Source organism: Mesorhizobium sp. B2-7-1 (assembly GCF_006440735.1).
In the GTDB taxonomy this organism is placed as follows: domain Bacteria; phylum Pseudomonadota; class Alphaproteobacteria; order Rhizobiales; family Rhizobiaceae; genus Mesorhizobium.
Genome location: NZ_VFUA01000075.1, coordinates 1 through 16,786 on the forward strand (window position 1 = coordinate 1; position 16,786 = coordinate 16,786).

Annotated in this window: 19 protein-coding genes; 9 read left to right on the forward strand and 10 right to left on the reverse strand. The window is 63.9% G+C overall.

Annotated elements, in window-relative coordinates; translation table 11 throughout:
* Positions 1 to 73: 73 nt before the first annotated feature.
* Both FJ471_RS23730 and ykgO read right to left on the reverse strand, forming a co-directional pair.
* A complete protein-coding gene (locus FJ471_RS23730; protein WP_140807168.1) occupies positions 74 to 694 on the reverse strand; it encodes a hypothetical protein in 621 nt (206 codons plus the stop codon).
* 144 nt (positions 695 to 838) lie between these two features.
* Positions 839 to 964 carry a type B 50S ribosomal protein L36 gene (gene ykgO / locus FJ471_RS23735; protein ID WP_006203764.1) on the reverse strand — a complete coding sequence of 42 codons (126 nt, stop codon included), beginning with the start codon at positions 962 to 964 and terminating at the stop codon, positions 839 to 841.
* A gap of 244 nt (positions 965 to 1,208) precedes the next feature.
* Between ykgO and FJ471_RS23740 the strand changes: the two genes are divergently transcribed.
* On the forward strand, positions 1,209 to 1,634 hold the full coding sequence (locus FJ471_RS23740; protein WP_140807169.1) for a lysozyme inhibitor LprI family protein: 426 nt from the start codon (positions 1,209 to 1,211) through the stop codon (positions 1,632 to 1,634).
* A gap of 4 nt (positions 1,635 to 1,638) precedes the next feature.
* On the opposite strand, the gene FJ471_RS23745 is transcribed toward FJ471_RS23740, so the two are convergent.
* The 3 genes from FJ471_RS23745 to FJ471_RS23755 form a co-directional block, all read right to left on the reverse strand.
* Positions 1,639 to 2,715 carry a 5-(carboxyamino)imidazole ribonucleotide synthase gene (locus FJ471_RS23745; protein WP_140807170.1) on the reverse strand — a complete coding sequence of 359 codons (1,077 nt, stop codon included), beginning with the start codon at positions 2,713 to 2,715 and terminating at the stop codon, positions 1,639 to 1,641.
* Positions 2,712 to 3,209 (reverse strand): 5-(carboxyamino)imidazole ribonucleotide mutase, encoded by a 498-nt coding sequence (gene purE / locus FJ471_RS23750; protein WP_140807171.1) that lies wholly within the window; start codon positions 3,207 to 3,209, stop codon positions 2,712 to 2,714. The genes FJ471_RS23745 and purE overlap by 4 nt, the downstream gene beginning before the upstream one ends.
* Before the next feature lie 138 nt (positions 3,210 to 3,347).
* Positions 3,348 to 3,551: a DUF465 domain-containing protein gene (locus FJ471_RS23755; RefSeq protein WP_040985243.1), complete on the reverse strand. Its 204-nt coding sequence runs from the start codon at positions 3,549 to 3,551 to the stop codon at positions 3,348 to 3,350.
* A gap of 230 nt (positions 3,552 to 3,781) precedes the next feature.
* On the opposite strand from FJ471_RS23755, the gene FJ471_RS23760 reads away from it, so the two are divergent.
* The 7 genes from FJ471_RS23760 (at position 3,782) to FJ471_RS35375 (ending at position 8,996) form a co-directional block, all read left to right on the forward strand.
* The gene (locus FJ471_RS23760) at positions 3,782 to 3,961 is read left to right on the forward strand and encodes a YdcH family protein (protein ID WP_140807172.1); all 180 of its coding nucleotides are present in this window, start codon (positions 3,782 to 3,784) and stop codon (positions 3,959 to 3,961) included.
* Between the two features lie 254 nt (positions 3,962 to 4,215).
* Entirely contained in the window at positions 4,216 to 5,466 is a 1,251-nt protein-coding gene (gene ispG / locus FJ471_RS23765; protein WP_140807173.1) for a flavodoxin-dependent (E)-4-hydroxy-3-methylbut-2-enyl-diphosphate synthase, read from the forward strand.
* Between the two features lie 4 nt (positions 5,467 to 5,470).
* Entirely contained in the window at positions 5,471 to 6,331 is an 861-nt protein-coding gene (locus FJ471_RS23770) for a lytic transglycosylase domain-containing protein (protein WP_140807174.1), read from the forward strand.
* A 17-nt stretch (positions 6,332 to 6,348) separates the two neighbouring features.
* Positions 6,349 to 6,900: a chloramphenicol phosphotransferase gene (locus FJ471_RS23775; RefSeq protein WP_140807175.1), complete on the forward strand. Its 552-nt coding sequence runs from the start codon at positions 6,349 to 6,351 to the stop codon at positions 6,898 to 6,900.
* Positions 6,901 to 7,208: 308 nt separating this feature from the next.
* Complete coding sequence (locus tag FJ471_RS23780; protein ID WP_140807176.1) at positions 7,209 to 8,345, forward strand: sterol desaturase family protein; 1,137 nt, start codon at positions 7,209 to 7,211, stop codon at positions 8,343 to 8,345.
* 86 nt (positions 8,346 to 8,431) lie between these two features.
* Entirely contained in the window at positions 8,432 to 8,836 is a 405-nt protein-coding gene (locus FJ471_RS23785) for a Stf0 family sulfotransferase (protein ID WP_246684811.1), read from the forward strand.
* On the forward strand, positions 8,811 to 8,996 hold the full coding sequence (locus tag FJ471_RS35375) for a Stf0 family sulfotransferase (RefSeq protein WP_246684812.1): 186 nt from the start codon (positions 8,811 to 8,813) through the stop codon (positions 8,994 to 8,996). The genes FJ471_RS23785 and FJ471_RS35375 overlap by 26 nt, the downstream gene beginning before the upstream one ends.
* Here FJ471_RS35375 and FJ471_RS23790 read toward each other — a convergent pair whose 3' ends face one another.
* The gene (locus tag FJ471_RS23790; protein WP_140807177.1) at positions 8,997 to 11,330 is read right to left on the reverse strand and encodes a response regulator; all 2,334 of its coding nucleotides are present in this window, start codon (positions 11,328 to 11,330) and stop codon (positions 8,997 to 8,999) included.
* Positions 11,331 to 11,522: 192 nt separating this feature from the next.
* Here FJ471_RS23790 and FJ471_RS23795 point away from each other — a divergent pair, with 192 nt between their 5' ends.
* Positions 11,523 to 11,915 (forward strand): lysozyme inhibitor LprI family protein, encoded by a 393-nt coding sequence (locus tag FJ471_RS23795; protein ID WP_140807178.1) that lies wholly within the window; start codon positions 11,523 to 11,525, stop codon positions 11,913 to 11,915.
* A gap of 14 nt (positions 11,916 to 11,929) precedes the next feature.
* On the opposite strand, the gene FJ471_RS23800 is transcribed toward FJ471_RS23795, so the two are convergent.
* The 4 genes from FJ471_RS23800 to FJ471_RS23815 form a co-directional block, all read right to left on the reverse strand.
* The gene (locus FJ471_RS23800; protein WP_140807179.1) at positions 11,930 to 14,224 is read right to left on the reverse strand and encodes a molybdopterin cofactor-binding domain-containing protein; all 2,295 of its coding nucleotides are present in this window, start codon (positions 14,222 to 14,224) and stop codon (positions 11,930 to 11,932) included.
* Entirely contained in the window at positions 14,217 to 15,581 is a 1,365-nt protein-coding gene (locus FJ471_RS23805; protein ID WP_140807180.1) for a cytochrome c, read from the reverse strand. Before FJ471_RS23805 ends, FJ471_RS23800 begins: the two co-directional genes overlap by 8 nt.
* Positions 15,582 to 15,584: 3 nt before the next feature.
* Complete coding sequence (locus FJ471_RS23810) at positions 15,585 to 16,043, reverse strand: (2Fe-2S)-binding protein (protein WP_140807181.1); 459 nt, start codon at positions 16,041 to 16,043, stop codon at positions 15,585 to 15,587.
* A gap of 101 nt (positions 16,044 to 16,144) precedes the next feature.
* Positions 16,145 to 16,750 carry an HXXEE domain-containing protein gene (locus FJ471_RS23815; RefSeq protein WP_140807182.1) on the reverse strand — a complete coding sequence of 202 codons (606 nt, stop codon included), beginning with the start codon at positions 16,748 to 16,750 and terminating at the stop codon, positions 16,145 to 16,147.
* Positions 16,751 to 16,786: the final 36 nt, after the last annotated feature.

Here is a 16,786-nt window from a genome sequence, read left to right on the forward strand (position 1 = left end):
GAGTAGGGGAGTAGGGGAAGCATTTCCGAGCGCCGTTTTTACAGCGCCCAAAACATACTCCCTTTCTCCCCCACTAGATTCCTTCACCAGCCAATTCTTCCGAAAGCGTCGAAACCTGGTTCTGGGCGCTGCGCATCATCGGGTAGATCGCCAGCACCTTTTGCCAGGCTTCCAGCGCCGACTGCTTGTGACCGGTCTCGGCCATGATCTGGGCGAGGCCCGAGAGCGCGCCGAAATGGCGCGGCTCGAGCTGCAAGGTGCGGTCGATATCGGCCATCGACTTCCCGTAATTCTTCATCATGAAATGGACGGTGGCGCGCCGGTTCCAGCCTTCGGCATAATCCGGCTGCAAGGTCACCACCTGGTCGAGGAAGTCGAGCGCGACATCGAATTTCTGGTCTGCGGTCGCCTTCTGCGCCCATTGCATCATCAGGTCGATCGAGGCGCTGCCCGACTGGTTCCACTCGTTCCAGATGCGCCCGGCGATGCGCTCTGCCGCCTTTTCATTGCGCTCGCGCTTCAACTCGGTGAAGAGCTGGTCGAGGCGACCCTGTTTGGTCGGAGCGGCCGGCGGCGGCGTGGCGGCGGGCGGCGCGGCATCCGGAGGCAGCGCGCCCGGCACTGTTTCCGCTCCCGCAGGCAAAGCTGCGGCGGACAGCAGAAGGGCGGTGAAAAATGCAAAAAGAATCCGCATCGCCGGAATCTAGTCCCGGACGGCGGATCGTCAAAGTGATTTTAGCGTGAGAGCGCCGGCGAACCGGCATTCGACATCAGCGCGGTGTGGCCTCGTCGCATGTCGCTTCCTTACGGGCGACATGCATCAAGCCGCGCGCAAGCCTCAGCCCTGGCGCGCCTTGTAGCGCGGAGCGGTCTTGTTGATGATGTAGATGCGTCCCTTGCGGCGAACCAGCTGGTTGTCGCGGTGACGCGCCTTGAGCGCCTTGAGCGAATTCTTGATCTTCATGGTCTTGCCTGTTCGGTCAGGGCCCGTCCCGGGCCGAATTTCAAAGGCGCGCCCGGAAAAGGCGCGCCTTTGAACTTGCGGTGGCTCATAAACGAGGAGTGTCGTCCGTGTCAACCACGTGACGATGTCCGAATGCCACAAGGGACGCGGCATATCAAATATTCGCCATCCCGGCGGCGCGCCATTGCGCGACTCAAAAGCGGCTGGAATGGTGCGGTCTCGGCGAAACGACCGGAGATTCCACATGCGCCGCCTGCTTCTGTCTGCCTGTCTGGTCCTGCTTGCGACCGCCCCGGCCGCCTTTGCCGAGGATTGCGACCGCAACGACGACAGCCAGTCGATGCTGAACGTCTGCGCCGATGCCGACTATCAGGCCGCCGATGCCAAGCTCAATGCCGCATATAAGAACATCGTCGGCAGCAACGATCAGGCCTCGAACAAGCTGCTGCAGACGGCGCAGCGCGCCTGGATCGCCTTCCGCGATGCCGAATGCACCTATTCGACCGCCGACAGCGAAGGCGGCTCCATCCATCCGATGGAGGTTTCGGAATGCCTGACGAAGCTCACCAACGAGCGCATAAAGCAGCTCACGTCCGGCGCCAACTGCAAGCTGAGCGATCCGAGCTGCGCCGGCTCGGACGCGGGCGACGACGACCAGGACATGCAGTAGGGCGTTATTTCGGCCTGATGAGGCGCGTGAAATGGCCCATCTTGCGGCCGGGGCGTGACTCGGCCTTGCCGTAGAGATGCAGCATCAGGTCGGGTTCGGCGAGCAGCGCCGGCACCTTAAGCATGTCGTCGCCGATCAGGTTTTCCATCACGCAGTCGAAATGGCGGGCAGGCGTACCCAGCGGCAGGCCGGCGATGGCGCGGATATGCTGCTCGAACTGCGAGATAACGCAGGCAGCTTCCGTCCAATGGCCGGAATTGTGCACGCGGGGCGCCAGCTCGTTGGCCAGAAGCGAGCCGTCGGCAAGGACGAAAAACTCGACACCGATGACGCCGACATAGCCGAGCGCGGAAAGGATTTTCGCTGCGGCATCCTTGGCTGCCGCAGCCGTTTCAGCCCCGATAGCCGCCGGCAGCGTGGATGTGCGCAATATGCCTTCGCGATGCACGTTCTCGGACGGATCGAAAGCGGCGATGGCTCCGTCGAGGCCGCGCGCGGCGATCACCGAAATCTCGCGCTCGAAGGCGACGAGCGATTCCAAGATCAGCGGCACATTGCCCATCGCCTCGCAGACGCCGGCAAAGCCGGCCGTCTCCATGTTGCGGAAGACGCGCTGGCCCTTGCCGTCATAGCCCATGCGGCGGGTCTTCAGCACGCCGCTGCCGTTGAACGTCCTCAACGCCTCGGTCAACTGGTCGTCATTGTCGACCGGGCGGAATGCCGCCGTGGGGATGCCGATGCCGTTCAGGAAACTCTTTTCGGTCACGCGATCCTGCGCGACTTCGAGCGCGCGTGCCGGCGGATAGACCGGGACCTTTGCCGCCAGCGTTTCAGCCGCCGTGACCGGGACGTTCTCGAATTCATAGGTGACGACGGCGCTGGCGGCGGCCAATTCGGCAAGCGCCGCGGGGTCGTCATAGGCGGCGACGATCTGGCGGTTGGCGACCTGCGCGGCTGGGCAGTCGGCCTGCGGTTCCAGCACCACGATGCGGTAGCCGAGGCGGGCGGCGGCCATCGCCAGCATGCGGCCGAGCTGGCCGCCGCCGATGATGCCGATGGTCGATCCAGGAGCCAGGCTCACGGCGCGTCCGTCGGCTCGGTGGCGACCTTGGCGGTCTGCGCCGAGCGCCAGGCGTCGAGCCGGGCCGCTAATTTGTCGTCGTTGAGCGCCAGCACGGCGGCGGCGAGAAGCGCGGCATTGGCGGCGCCCGCCTTGCCGATCGCCAGCGTGCCGACCGGGATGCCGGCCGGCATCTGCACGATGGAGAGCAGCGAGTCCTGGCCCGACAGCGCCTTGGATTCGACCGGAACGCCGAACACGGGCAGCGGCGTCATCGCGGCCGTCATGCCGGGCAGATGCGCCGCGCCACCGGCGCCGGCGATGATCACCTTGAAGCCGGCGGCCTTGGCGCCCTTGGCGAACGCATAGAGACGGTCGGGGGTGCGGTGGGCGGAGACGATCAGCCTTTTGTGCGGGATGCCCAGCGCCTCAAGCGTTTCCGCGGCCTGGCGCATCGTCGCCCAGTCGGACTGGCTGCCCATGATGATGGCGACGTCGGCACGCTGATCGGTCAAGGCTTCGCTCCCCGGCGGCAAAGGCGCGCCTTAGCGGAATTCGCCGATAGCCGCAAGGATTGTCGCGAAGAGCGCCCCTTCGCTGCCCGCACGGCCCCGCAACCTCGTGGCCGCGACTCCACTTTCGGGAGACATGCTTTAGGCGATGATGTCGGGAATGATGCGGTCTTCCAGCGCCGACAGCCGGTCTTTCAGCATCAGCTTCTTCTTCTTCATGCGCTGGATCTGAAGCGGGTCGCAGCCCGTGGCGATCATCGCGTTGATGGCGGCGTCGAAATCGGCGTGTTCTTGTTTGAGCCGGGAATATTCGAGGCGTATTTCAGCCTGTTCCTGTTCGGACATTATCTACCGTTTAGCGTATGCATCGCCCAATCGGGCTGGTTGGGCGGAACCGGTTGGTGACCGGCGCGCAGCCCTTATCACATTTCACTTTGTCGTGGAATGCTACCACGTGGCATTCGACATCGAGATCGGTTGGTGGCAAACTGTCATCGTGCCGTCACAGTCGCAACCTGCGGTGGAGGCGCCCGCGACGGCTGCAATCGAGGAAACCATGAAAGGGAGAACCAATCATGTCTCTTGCATCCCATCTTGATGAGTTGCAGCGGAAACACGGTGACATCGAGCGCGAGCTCATCGACGCGATGAACCATCCATCGGTGGACGACCTCGAAATCGTGAATCTCAAGCGACGCAAGCTGGCAATCAAGGACGAGATTGAAAAGCTGAAGGGAAGCCCGACCACGCACTGAAGCTCTTCCAGGCACCATCACCGCAACCCGCCGCGGTAAAGTCCTCCGGTGGCAACAACTGCCACCGGCTTGGTGCTTTTGACTGAAATCACCTGAAGTTTGGGCGCGTCCCCCGTGGCCCGACGCGCTGTCGTTGTCTGCGCGATCCACCGATCAAGCGTGGCCGTTGTAGACATTGGCGATGGCTTGCCATTGACAAGCCATCTTTGCTCCGCCACCTCATGCCCGGACCTTGCAGATAAGAGGCGGCCGGCATGACCGGATATTTTTCCTCCCCTTTCCCGCGCCGGACGTCGGTCGGCGTCGATGTCGGCGGCGTCATCGTCGGCGGTGGCGCGCCCGTCGTCGTTCAGTCGATGACCAACACAGACACCGCGGATGTCGACCAGACGGTCGCTCAGGTGGCGGCGCTGCACCGGGCCGGCTCGGAAATCGTGCGCATCACCGTCGACCGCGACGAAAGCGCGGCCGCGGTTCCGCGCATCCATGAGCGGCTGCTGCGGCTCGGCATCGACGTGCCGCTGGTCGGCGACTTCCACTATATCGGCCACAAGCTCTTGGCCGATCACCCGGCCTGCGCCGAGGCGCTGGCGAAATACCGCATCAATCCCGGCAATGTCGGCTTCAAGGACAAGAAGGACCGCCAGTTCGCGGCGATCGTCGAAATGGCGATCAAGCATGACAAGCCGGTGCGCATCGGCGTCAACTGGGGCTCGCTCGACCAGGAGCTTTTGACCCGGCTGATGGATGACAACCAGGCCCACGGTTTTCCTCTGACGGCACAGGAAGTGACGCGCGAGGCGATCGTGCAGTCGGCGATCCTGTCGGCCGAGATGGCCGAAGAGATCGGGCTTGGCCGCGACAAGATCATCCTGTCGGCCAAGGTCAGCGGCGTGCAGGATTTGATCGCCGTCTATACCGAGCTTGCCACGCGCTCCGACCATGCGCTGCATCTGGGCCTGACCGAGGCCGGCATGGGCACCAAGGGCATCGTCGCCTCGTCCGCCGCCATGGGTATCCTCCTGCAGCAAGGCATCGGCGACACGATCCGCATTTCGCTGACGCCGGAGCCGAATGGCGACCGCACGCGCGAGGTTCAGGTCTCGCAGGAGCTCCTGCAGACGATGGGCTTCCGCCAGTTCGTGCCGATCGTCGCGGCCTGCCCCGGCTGCGGCCGCACGACGTCCACCGTGTTCCAGGAGCTCGCCCAGAGCATCCAGGCCGACATCCGCAAGAACATGCCGGTGTGGCGTGAAAAATATCCCGGCGTCGAGAACCTCAAGGTCGCGGTGATGGGCTGCATCGTCAACGGTCCCGGCGAATCCAAGCATGCCGATATCGGCATATCGCTGCCCGGCACCGGCGAGACGCCGACCGCGCCCGTCTTCATCGACGGCAAGAAGGCGGCGACTTTACGCGCCCCCTCGATCGCGCAGGATTTCGAGAAGATGGTCGGCGACTATATCGAGCAGCGCTACGGACACGGCAAAGCCGCCGCGGAATGAGCCGATGCAGCGTTTCCTGAAGGCAACGCTGCTCTTGCTTTTCGTGATGATCACGGCCGGCCAGGCATTCGCCGATCCGCCGCAGTCGCGGTCCGCGGCCAAACGGCTGATCAACCGTGTCTGCGATCTGATCGAAACCCAGGCCCAACAGAACGGCCTGCCCAAGGATTTCTTCGCCCGGCTGATCTGGAAGGAAAGCCGATTCGATCCGAACGCGGTGAGCCCGGTCGGCGCCGAAGGCATCGCGCAATTCATGCCGGGAACCGCCAAGATGCGCGGCCTGGCCAATTCCTTCGACATCGAGCAGGCCATCCCGGCTTCGGCCAAGTATCTCGCCGAAATGAAGGGCAGCTACGGCAATCTCGGCCTCGCAGCAGCAGCCTACAATGCCGGTGAGAACAGAGTGTCGCGCTGGCTGAGTTCGGGCGGCTTCCTGCCGATGGAGACGGAAAGCTATGTCTTCGACGTCATGGGCGAGCCCGTCGACAAGTTCTCGGACAAGTCCTATGCCGGCACCGTCCAGCCGCTCGATCCCAAGATGAGCTTCGCGGTCGCCTGCCGCCGGCTGCCGGTGATCATGTCGCGAACCGTCGCCATGGCCTCGATCAACGTCAAGCCGTGGGGTGTCCAGGTGGCCGGCAATTTCCGCCGCTCGGCTGCGATCGGCCAATGGCTGCGGGTCAGGGGCCGGTTCCCGGCTCTGCTCGCCAGCCATGACCCGGTGGTGAGCCGGGTGCGCACGCCGATCGGCCGGCGCGGCATCTATGCGGTCAGGATCGGCGCCGATTCGCGCGGCGAGGCCAACGGCATCTGCAACAAGCTGCAGGGCGTCGGCGGCGCCTGCGTGGTGTTGCGCAACCGGTGACGTGAAGGGGGCTGGACATGGCAGCGAAGATCGTCCTGCTCAACGGCGTCGGCAGCGCCGGCAAAAGCTCGATCGCGGGGGCCTTGCAGGGAATGACCGCCGAGCCGTATCTGCATGTCGCGATGGACGCCTTCCTGGAAATGCTGCCGGAGGCGCTGCAGGAGAACCTGCCAGGTTTCGCCTTCAGGACCAGTTGGGAGGACGGCAAGCCATCCGTCGCGATCGAGGCAGGGCCGGTCGGCAGGCGGGCCATGCAAGGCATGCGGCACGCCATCGCGGCGATGGCGCGCCAGGGCAACAACCTCATCGTCGACGATGTGATGCTCGACGGCGAAATGGCGCGGTATCAGGAACTGCTGTCCGACTTCGAGCTTTTCCGCATCGGCGTGTTAGCGCCGCTCGATATGCTCGAAGCCCGCGAAAGCGCGCGAACCGACCGATTGCCCGGACTTGCGCGCTGGCAGTTCGAGCGCGTGCACAGGGGGATACGCTACGATCTCGAGGTCGACACCAGCATGCTGACCGCGCAGGAATGCGCCCGCCTCATCCTGCAGCGATTTAAATTGTAGCCACTTGCATTCCTTGCGGGGGATCGAGCTTCCCGGTCGTCAACAACGCAGATTGCCAATTACTAACGCGTTTCACCATTTCACGGAAACGGCGAAACACGCTATCTCTTTGCCTTACCGGAAGGAAGGCTACGGCGAAGTCGCCGAGCCTAACCGCCACACTTTTCCTGGAATTGCTCTAATGTTGCGACGAGAATCGGCTTGTCAGGGCGGCGGCGATTAAACCTTAATACGCCCTGCCATAGTAAGAGCGGGCTCAGTATTTCCGGGGCATATTCTTTATTCGCGAATCTTACAGGGGGAGCATCATGCCGGCGGGGAATTTCTTCAAAAGGGTTGTGGGCGAGCTGGAAACACCGCGTACCGAGCGGCCGTTCGGGTCCGGCTGGCTGTCCGGCTCGATCGCATTGCTGGCTGGCGTCACGGGCCTGCTGATGGTCATAGTCTTGCGCTACCCGTCGCTGACCTCGATGCCGGATCTGGCGCCCATCCACCAGATGCTGTTCTTCAAGCCGGTCCTCTATTTCGTGCTCATCTCGGGCTACGTCCTGGCCATCCTGAGCATGATGCTGCGCAAGGAAAAGACGCTCGGCGTGGCGGCGATGGTCACCGTGCTGTTGGCCTCGCTCATCGGCATGCTGCCGGCGCGTCACGAGTTGCATGTCGACGGCGTGTTCTTCGGCCTCGATTTCTTCATTCTCAACGTCCTGTTCATGGGTGTGCTGTTCGTCCCGCTCGAACGCATTTTTGCCCGCAACAAGGCTCAGACCGTGTTCCGCGACGAATGGCGTGAAGACCTGTTCTATTATCTGGTCTCGTCGCTGCTGGTGCAGGTATTGACCTACCTGACGCTCGCGCCGTCAAACTTCGTCAACGCGCAAAGCGGTCTCGGTTCGGTGCGCGCCTGGGTCCACGACCTGCCCTGGATCGTGCAACTGCTGGCCGTGATGTTCCTCACCGATCTTGCCCAATATTGGGTACACCGGGCCTTCCATCGCATACCGTTCTTGTGGAATTTTCATGCCGTGCATCATTCGGCCAAGTCGATGGACTGGATTGCCGGCGCGCGGATGCATTTCCTGGAGATCATCGTTCTGCGCAGCCTGACGGCCACGCCGATGTTCGTGCTCGGCTTCGATGAGTCGGCGATCCAGACCTATATCCTGATCGTCTACGTCTATTCGTCCTTTATCCATTCCAACATCGGAACCAGCTTCGGCCCGGTCGAAAAGGTGCTGGTGTCGCCGCGCTTCCATCACTGGCATCACGGCCTCGAGAAAGAGGCGATCGACGTCAATTTCGCCATCCATTTCCCGCTGCTCGACCGGCTGTTCGGCACCTACCATCTGCCGGAGGGGCGCTGGCCAAAGGGATACGGCATTCATGGCCATCCGGTGCCGAAAGGATACTGGCGGCAATTCCTCTATCCGTTCAAGCGCGGCTGATCGCGGGGAGTCCTGCTTTCCTGTCCCGGAATTCGGCTATAGGCAGCACTGGATTGGGCCGTCTTTGAGGGGGCGCAGGAGCCGAGATGTTCGACGCATATATTATCTGCGGTACGCCCAGAACCGGCAGCACTTTGCTGTGCGATCTGCTGACGTCGACCGGGCGGACCGGGGCGCCGCACTCATTCTACCGCCGGCAGGACATCTTGGAATGGGCCGAGGAATGGAAGCTTCCAGGCCGCGACACGATGAGCGGGCTCGACTTCGATGCCGCCTATCTCAACGCGGCGATCAAGGCCGGCAAGGGCGGCACCGGCATCTTCGGACTGCGCCTGATGCGGGAAAACCTGGACGAGCTCTCGGCGATCCTCGACCGAATCCATCCTGGTCTTCCGTCGGACAAGGCGCGTTTCGGGAGGGCCTTCGACCGGGTTCTCTACATGCATCTTTCGCGCGAGGACAAGCTTGCGCAGGCTGCGGATCGGCTATGAACGTCTCGCCACCGATCCCGCCGCAACGCTGATTTCGATCTGCGAGGCGCTGGGCGTTCAACCTCCAGGCGTCGGCGACATCAGACCAGGCGTAGCAAAGCTTTCCGACGCGACAAGCCTCGACTGGATGCGCCGCTACCGTCTCGACGCGGCGGTCTGACTATGCCGTCTTCGCCGCCACCGTCTCGCTGAGCCAGGTGCCGATCTTGGCGCCGAGGCGGTCGGGCGAGACCGGCTTCGGCAGATAGTCGTCCATGCCGGCCTCGATGCATTTTTCGCGGTCGCCCTTGAGCGCATGCGCGGTGACGCCGATGATCGGCGTGCGGTCGCCGTTCTGCGCTTCGATGGCGCGGATGGCGCGGGTCGCCTCATAGCCGTTCATCTCCGGCATGGAGACGTCCATCAGCACCAGGCGGGGGCGCAGCGAGCGGTACATCTCGACCGCCGTGCGGCCATTGCCCGCGATGCGGTAGCTCAGACCGAACCCGTTGAGGATCTGGCCGAAGACCAGCTGGTTCACGTCATTGTCCTCGGCGATCAGGATATCGATCGGACCGCTTGGCGCGACGGTCGATTCCGGCGCCGCCGGAACTTGAACGGCCGGCCCGCGAATGACTGTGAAGGCCGGCGGGGCAGCCTGCGCCGCGGCCGGCTCGCGCACGAAATGTGCCTTGGCGCCCTGCGTGCGCGCCTTCTGGATGGCGGAGATCACGGTGCCCAGCAGCACCGCCGACCGTGCCGGCTTGGTGAGATGCGCGACGATGCCGAAATCGATCACCATCCTGCCGAAATCGACCTGGTCGACCGAGGTGAGCAGCACGACCGGGATGGAGGAAAGCCGGCTGTCGGCGGCAATCGCCCTCGCGACATCGGCGCCGTTCATGCCGGGCATCTGGTAATCGAGGATGATGCAGTCGACCGAGGCGCCGAGCTGGCAGGCGCGGTCGAGGAAGGCGAGGCCGACCGCGCCGCTTTCGGCGGCCGCGCAGTCGAAACTCCAGCTTCTGAGCTGCTCGAGCAGGATCTCGCGGTTGACCGGATTGTCGTCGATGACCAGCACCCGGGCGCCGGTGACATCCACCGGCACGAGCTCGTCGCGCGACTGCTGGTTATGCGCCGGCAGCGGCACGGCGAACCAGAACACGGAACCGCGGCCGATCTCGCTTTCGACGCCGATCTTGCCGCCCATCAGGTCGACGAGACGCGCGCCGATCGCGAGGCCAAGGCCGGTGCCTTCATGGCGGCGAGTCGAGGAGCCGTCGACCTGAGCGAATTTCTCGAACACGCTTTGCAGTTTTTCGGCCGGAATGCCGATGCCGGTGTCCTCGACGCGGACCTTGAGCTGGACCACGCCGTCGACGACATCGCCGCCGACATCGATCAGCACATGGCCCTTCTCGGTGAACTTCACGGCGTTGCCGAGCAGGTTGGTGACGATCTGGCGGAAGCGCCCGGCATCGCCGACGACGAAGGCCGGCAGGCGCGGGTCGACACGCACGATGAGCTCGAGGTTCTTTTCGGCGACGCGCGCCGACACCAGCGTCGCCACATCCTCGACCGCTTCGGCCAGGCGGAAGGGGGCGGGATCGAGCGTCAGCTGGCCGGCATTGATCTTCGAGAAATCGAGGATGTCGTTGATGATGGTGAGCAGCGCATTACCGGATTTGACGATGACGTCGGTGAAGGTCTTCTGGCGCGGTGTCAGCTCGGTCTTGGCGAGCAGCTCGGCCATGCCGAGCACGCCGTTCATCGGCGTGCGGATCTCATGGCTCATATTGGCGAGGAACTCCGACTTGGCGCGGTCGGCGGCCTCGGCTTTGAACAAGGACGCGGCGGTCTCGGTGAAGGCGCGGCGGATCGCATTCTCCATCGGCCGGAAGATCAGAACCGCCGCGATGGCGAGCACGGCGAACAAAAGGCCGCTCGCCCACAAAAGCAGCCGGTCGCCGGACGCATCGGCGAGGCGGCGTTCCTCGTCGAGCGCGGTGCGCACCTTCACCAGCATGGGCTGGGCGAAAAGGTCGTTCTGGTTGCGGATCTCGCGGTAGCTCCACTCGTCGACCTTCTGGGCGACCGCCATCAGGTTGAAGTTGCGCACCATGTCGCGCGCCGACCAGAACAGGTCGTCATTGACCGAAGCGGTGTCCAATGCGTTGAGGGTGCCCTTCGACAGGCGCGGCCTGATCGCGGCAAGCTGGGCGTCCAGGATGCCGATCTCGGCCATCAGGCGTTCGGAATGGCCGCGCGCGGCGGTCGTCAGCGCGTCGCGCGTCTCGCTGCGCCAGGCGGTGCCGGTGGTCTCGGCGAAATTGGTGGCGTTGCGCAGGTCGCGGGCGAAGATGACGAAATTGCCGCTGAGGGCATCGACCTCGTGACGGTAAGAATTCACACGGTTGAGCGCGAACATGACGGCGGCGGAGGCCAGCGCGAAGACAAGCAGTCCCGAAATGTAGCGGATCCGGATCGACCGGAGGAAGGAGGAATATTCCGGCATGCGCAACCCCAACACATACGCACAATTTTAATGGTCGGGATTACGCTTGATTTACATTAAGATTTCGTTGGTGGCGGGATGGTTGCCTTGTCGACGAATAACGGCTTTGACCCTAAGGCGACTTCGGTTCGATAAGCAGATGACCGTGTTCGGCCGATCGCCTTCAGGTTCGGAAATCAAGGAACCGCCTCCATGCTTCGATATGCCTGCCTTCTCGCAATTGCGACCATAACGACGATCCTCCCCGCGATGGCGCAAAGCGATGCCGAAATGAAAGCGTGCATCGATCGGTCCGGCGGCGTCTCCACGGCCATGCTGGATTGCGGGAAAGTCGAGATCGACAAGTTCGATGCCAGGTTGAACGCGGCCTACAATACCTTGATGCATCGCGAACATGGGTCCGAACGTGCGCGGCTGCAGCGCGAGCAGCGCGCCTGGCTGAAACATCATTTGCAGGAGACGAAACGTCTTGCCGCCGATCCCGACAATGGATCGGCCGCCTTCCTCGACTCGCAAGGGTTTGAACTGGACGATTTGAGCGCACGCACGGCCGAACTCGAAAAGCGCGTCCAGAAAAACCCATAAGCGCTCAACCGGGCTCAGGTTGCCAGCGAATAGCCGAGGTCGCGCAGCGGCAGCCGGCGGACACGCTCGCCGGTGGCGGCGAAGATCGCGTTGCCGAGCGCCGGCGCCAGCGCCGGGAAGGCAGGCTCGCCCATGCCGGTCGGCGGATTGTCCGACTGGATGAAATAGGCATCGATCGTCATCGGCGCGAAGGGCATGCGCAGGATCGGATAGGCGTTGTAGTTCTGCTCGCGGATACTGCCATTCTCGATGTTGATCTTGAGCCCCATCGCGGTCGAGAGCGCGTCCGTGGACGCGCCTTGCGCCTGGGCCTCGGAGCCCGCCATATCGATGATCGGGCCGACATCGAGCACCACCACGATGCGGGCGATCCTGATCCGCTTGTCGGCGTCGATGCTCAGTTCGACGGCCTGCGCGACATGGCCGGCATGCGAATAGCACCAGGCAAGCCCGAGGCCACTGCCCTTGGCAAGCGTCTTTCCCCAGCCCGCCTTTCCGGCGCACATCCTGATGACGTCGGTCGCTCGCCTGGGGCTGAAATTGACGCTTCCGTCCTTGGGCGCGAGTTCGGGCACGTCGCGGTTCACCGCATCGAGCAGGAACTCGACATGGTCGCGCCCCGAAGCGAGCGACAATTCGTGCATGAAGCTCTGGGCAACGAAAACCTGGGCGTTGTCGCCCGGCGCGCGCCAGGCGCCGGTCGGGATCTTCAGCGGGAACATCGTCTTTGCGCGGCGCAGGTTCGGCGCCTTGATGGAATATCTCAGATTGTCGGTGAGGTTGGCGCCCGAGGCCTCTTTCTTGCCGTCGGCGGTGAAGGTGATGAAATGTTCGCGCCAGGCATCGAGCCTGCCGCTCTTGTCGATTGCGCCCTTGAACTGGTGGTAGCCGGCGGGCCGGTAGAAGTCGTGGCTGAAATCGTCCTCGCGGCTCCATTGCAGCTTGACCGGAGCGTTGACCTTCAGCGCGATGGCAGCGGCCTCGCAGGCATAGTCATTGACCAACCGCCGCCCAAAGCCGCCGCCGACGCGGGTCTGGTGCATCACGACTTTCTCGGGGGGAATGCCGGCGACCTTGCCGATGAGCGGCAGGCCGCGATCCGGCTGCTGCGTCGGCACCCACAGTTCCATGATGCCGTCATGCCAGTGTGCCGTGGTGTTCATCGGCTCCAGCGGCGCATGCGCTGCGAAGGGATATTCGTAATAGGCCTCGACCGTCTTGGCGGCATTGGCGAAGGACCTGTCCACGTCGCCGACATTGTCGTCCGGATTCTGCGGGAAGCTCGCCGCGATCTTTCTCGCTTCCGCTGAAAAGCGCGAGGAGGAGTCCGTCGAGGCTTCGCTGAGGTCCCAGTCCACCTTGAGATTGTCCCTGGCCTGGAAGGCGCTCCAGGTGTCCCTGGCGATGATCGCCACGCCCGGCATCACTTCGACCGCAAGCCCGGTGCCCTCGACCGCGAAGGCGTCGAGCACGCCGGGCTGCCGCTTGATCTCGTCGGCGTTGAAGGATCGGACCTTGCCACCGACCGCCGGGCATTTGGTGTAGGTGGCATAGACCATCCCGGGACGCTGGACATCGATGCCGAACAGCGGCTTGCCGCTGACCACCTTGGGATCGTCGACGCCGCGAAAGCGCTTGCCGATCAGCCGGTACTCGGCGCGAGTCTTCAGCTTCAGGCTTTTCGGATCGGGCACCGGCATTTTTGCCGCCGCTGCCGCCAACGAGCCATAGGTGGCGGAGCGGCCGCTGGCGGCGTGCGTCAGCATCGAGGCCTGCGCTGTGATCTGCGACGGGTCGGCCGACCATGCCTGGGCGGCCGCGGCAACCAGCATCGCCTTGGCGCCGGCGCCGGCCTGGCGCAGCTGGTTCCAGGCGCGCGGGATCGAGGTCGAGCCGCCCGCGCCCTGGCTGCCATAGACCTTCGGATTGATGTCGGCCTGTTCCATGACGACATGGTTCCAGTCGGCATCGAGCTCGTCGGCAATGATGACACCGAACGAGGTCTTGATGCCCTGGCCGATCTCCGGGCATTTCGAATAGATGGTGATCGTGTTGTCCGGCGCGATGCGGATGAAGGCGTTCATCGCCTCGTCCTTGGCGGCTGCGGCGTCACCGTCGGCCGCTGCGGCCGCGAATGCCGCGTCGCCGATATGGAAGCCCAGCACCAGTCCCGCGACACTTGCCCCGGTCAGCTTGAAGAAGGTGCGCCGTCCCATCGTCATTGCCGTCCTGGCGGCGCCGACCGAATGAACCTCGTCGAGCAGGGCGGAGAGATAGGCGTCGGACTGGGCGAAATGCGTTTCAGCCATTGGGAGCCTCTTTCGATTGCTGCGCCGCCTGCTCTCTGAGCGCGGCCACGTCCTTGGCCGTCAGATGCGCACCCTTGGCGCCGAAGCGGGCGGTGACGTAGTTGGCGACGGCGGCGATGTCGTCGTCGGAATAGCCCTCGCCGAAGGCCGGCATGAAGATCCTGCCGTCGGCGGTCTTGCGGCTGACGCCGTTGATCACCGTCTGCGCCACATTGGTGGCGCCGGGATCGTTCACCGCGCGCACGCCAGTCAGCGTGGCAAAGCCGGTGACCGGGCTCACACCCGTCCAGTCGTGGCAGGAGGCGCAAGCGCCGGCGAAGATCTTCTCGCCGCGCGGATTGGCATCGGCCACGGCGCCTTGCTTGTAGGAGGCCGGCGCCGCCGTGGTGACGGTGCGCGGCAGGTCGCTGGCATGCGCCGGAATGCTGCGCAGATAGGCGACCAGCGCATGCGTGTCGTCCGGCACCAGGTAGCTCAGGCTGTCGTCCGCCGCTTCACCCATCGGCCCCGCGGCGCCGCCATGGCCGTTGGCGTGGCCGGTCGACAGATAGGCATAGAGGTCGTCGTCGCTCCAGTCGCCGATGCCGGAAACCTTGTCGCCGGTGATGTTGTAGGCGCGCCAGCCCGCGGTCAGCGCCCCGGCGAACTTGCCGTGATTGTCGAGCCCGTAGGCGAGGTTGCGCGGTGTATGGCACTCCCCGCAATGGCCCATCGCCTCGGCAAGATAGGCGCCCCGGTTCCATTGCGGGTTCTGGCCGGTGTTGGGACGAAAGCGCCGGTCCGGGTTGAACGCCACGTTCCATAGCGCGATCAGGCTGCGCTGGTCGAAGGGCCACGAAAGCTGGTTCTGCTTTGCCGGGGCATTCACCGGCGCCAGCGTGAACAGATAAGCCTTGATGGCCAGCGCGTCGGCATCCGTCATCAGGCTGTAGGAGGCATAGGGCATGGCCGGATAGAGTTTTGTGCCATCGGCGCGAATGCCCCGGTGGACCGCCGCCAGGAACTGGGCGTCGCTGTAATTGCCGATGCCGGTCTGCTTGTCCGGCGTGATGTTGGTGGAATAGATCGTGCCGAACGGCATGTTGAAGGCAAAGCCGCCGGCGAAAGGCGCGCCGCCCGGCGCGGTGTGGCAGGCCTGGCAGTCGGCGGCGTGGGTAAGATATTCGCCGCGCTTCACCAGGTCGGCGCCGGCAAGTGCCGCCGGCACGCCGGAGACCTCGGCCTCATGATAATCCGTCAGTGCCACGGTCGAGCCGCCGGCAAACGCAAGCGGTTGGCGGCCAAGATAAAGCCAGCCGGCAATGCCAAGCGCGACCACGACAATAACCGTAACGAGAATGCCGACGGCTCTTTTCATGGATCAGGCCGATTTGGCGGCGGCGTTCTTGATGGCGCGGCGGATGCGGATATAGGTCCCGCAGCGGCACAGATTCCCGGCCATCGCCGCATCGATATCGGCATCGTCGGGCTGCGGATTGGTGTCCAACAGCGCCGTGGCCGACATGATCTGGCCGGCCTGACAATAGCCGCATTGCGGCACCGCGGCCTCCATCCAGGCCTGCTGGACCTTCGCGCCATTGGGCGTCGAGCCGATCCCCTCGATGGTGACGACGGCGCGGGTGCCGACGTCGCCGACCGTCAGTTGGCAGGACCGCACCGGCTTGCCGCCCACATGCACCGTGCAGACACCGCATTGGGCGACGCCGCAGCCATATTTGGTGCCGACCAGGTTGAGATGGTCGCGCAGCACCCACAGAAGCGGCATGTCTTCCGGCACATCGACGTCGCGCGATTGTCCGTTGATTGTAAGGGTGAGCACCTCTTCCTCCCTGATCGGAATGAAGTCCACGCAACGGCGGAACGTCTTCGTCAAAGGGTAGGGGACCGAAGCTTCGCAGGTAGGTTCCGTGGGATCACATTTTAGGCATCGCGTCGGGAGACGTTGAAGCCCTGCGGCGAGGTGGCGACGAGAGAGCGGTATCGGGCACTCACCCCCGCAATGATCGCCAGGTGAAGCAGGATCGCGAGAACTGCCCCGGTCAATTGCGGGACAAGACCTGCCGTCCAGCCGATCATCCAGATCGTGACGACGCTCAGCGGCAAAAACAGGATGACGCTGGTAACGAGGCCGGGATTGTATTTGCGGAGCCGCGCCGATGTGACGAGGTGCGCGAGCGCGTTGACGATCATGATATAGGGAGCAACCAGGCCCCAAGCGGGTCCCCATAGGAATGCCGCGTAAAGAGCCAGCAGGTTGATGCCCCAGACAAACGGCAGGTTGATGATGAGAACCGAGCCGGCGGTAAGGGCGTCGCGGCCGCCGAAAACATGCTCGTTCGCGAATTTGCGGAATCGGTCGCCGGTGTGCTCTTCGACCTGATGGACCATGTAGACCGGGCTGTGCAGGAAGATCAGGAACACCGGCAGCGAAAGCGGTACAACCGGCGCAGCCGCTATAAGCGATGCTGCCATGAACCCCGCGCCGATGACCCAATAATCGGCCAGCCAGGCTTGCAGCTTGAGCATCGGTTCCCGGCATCCTCCGGCATTTGTCAGTCGGCG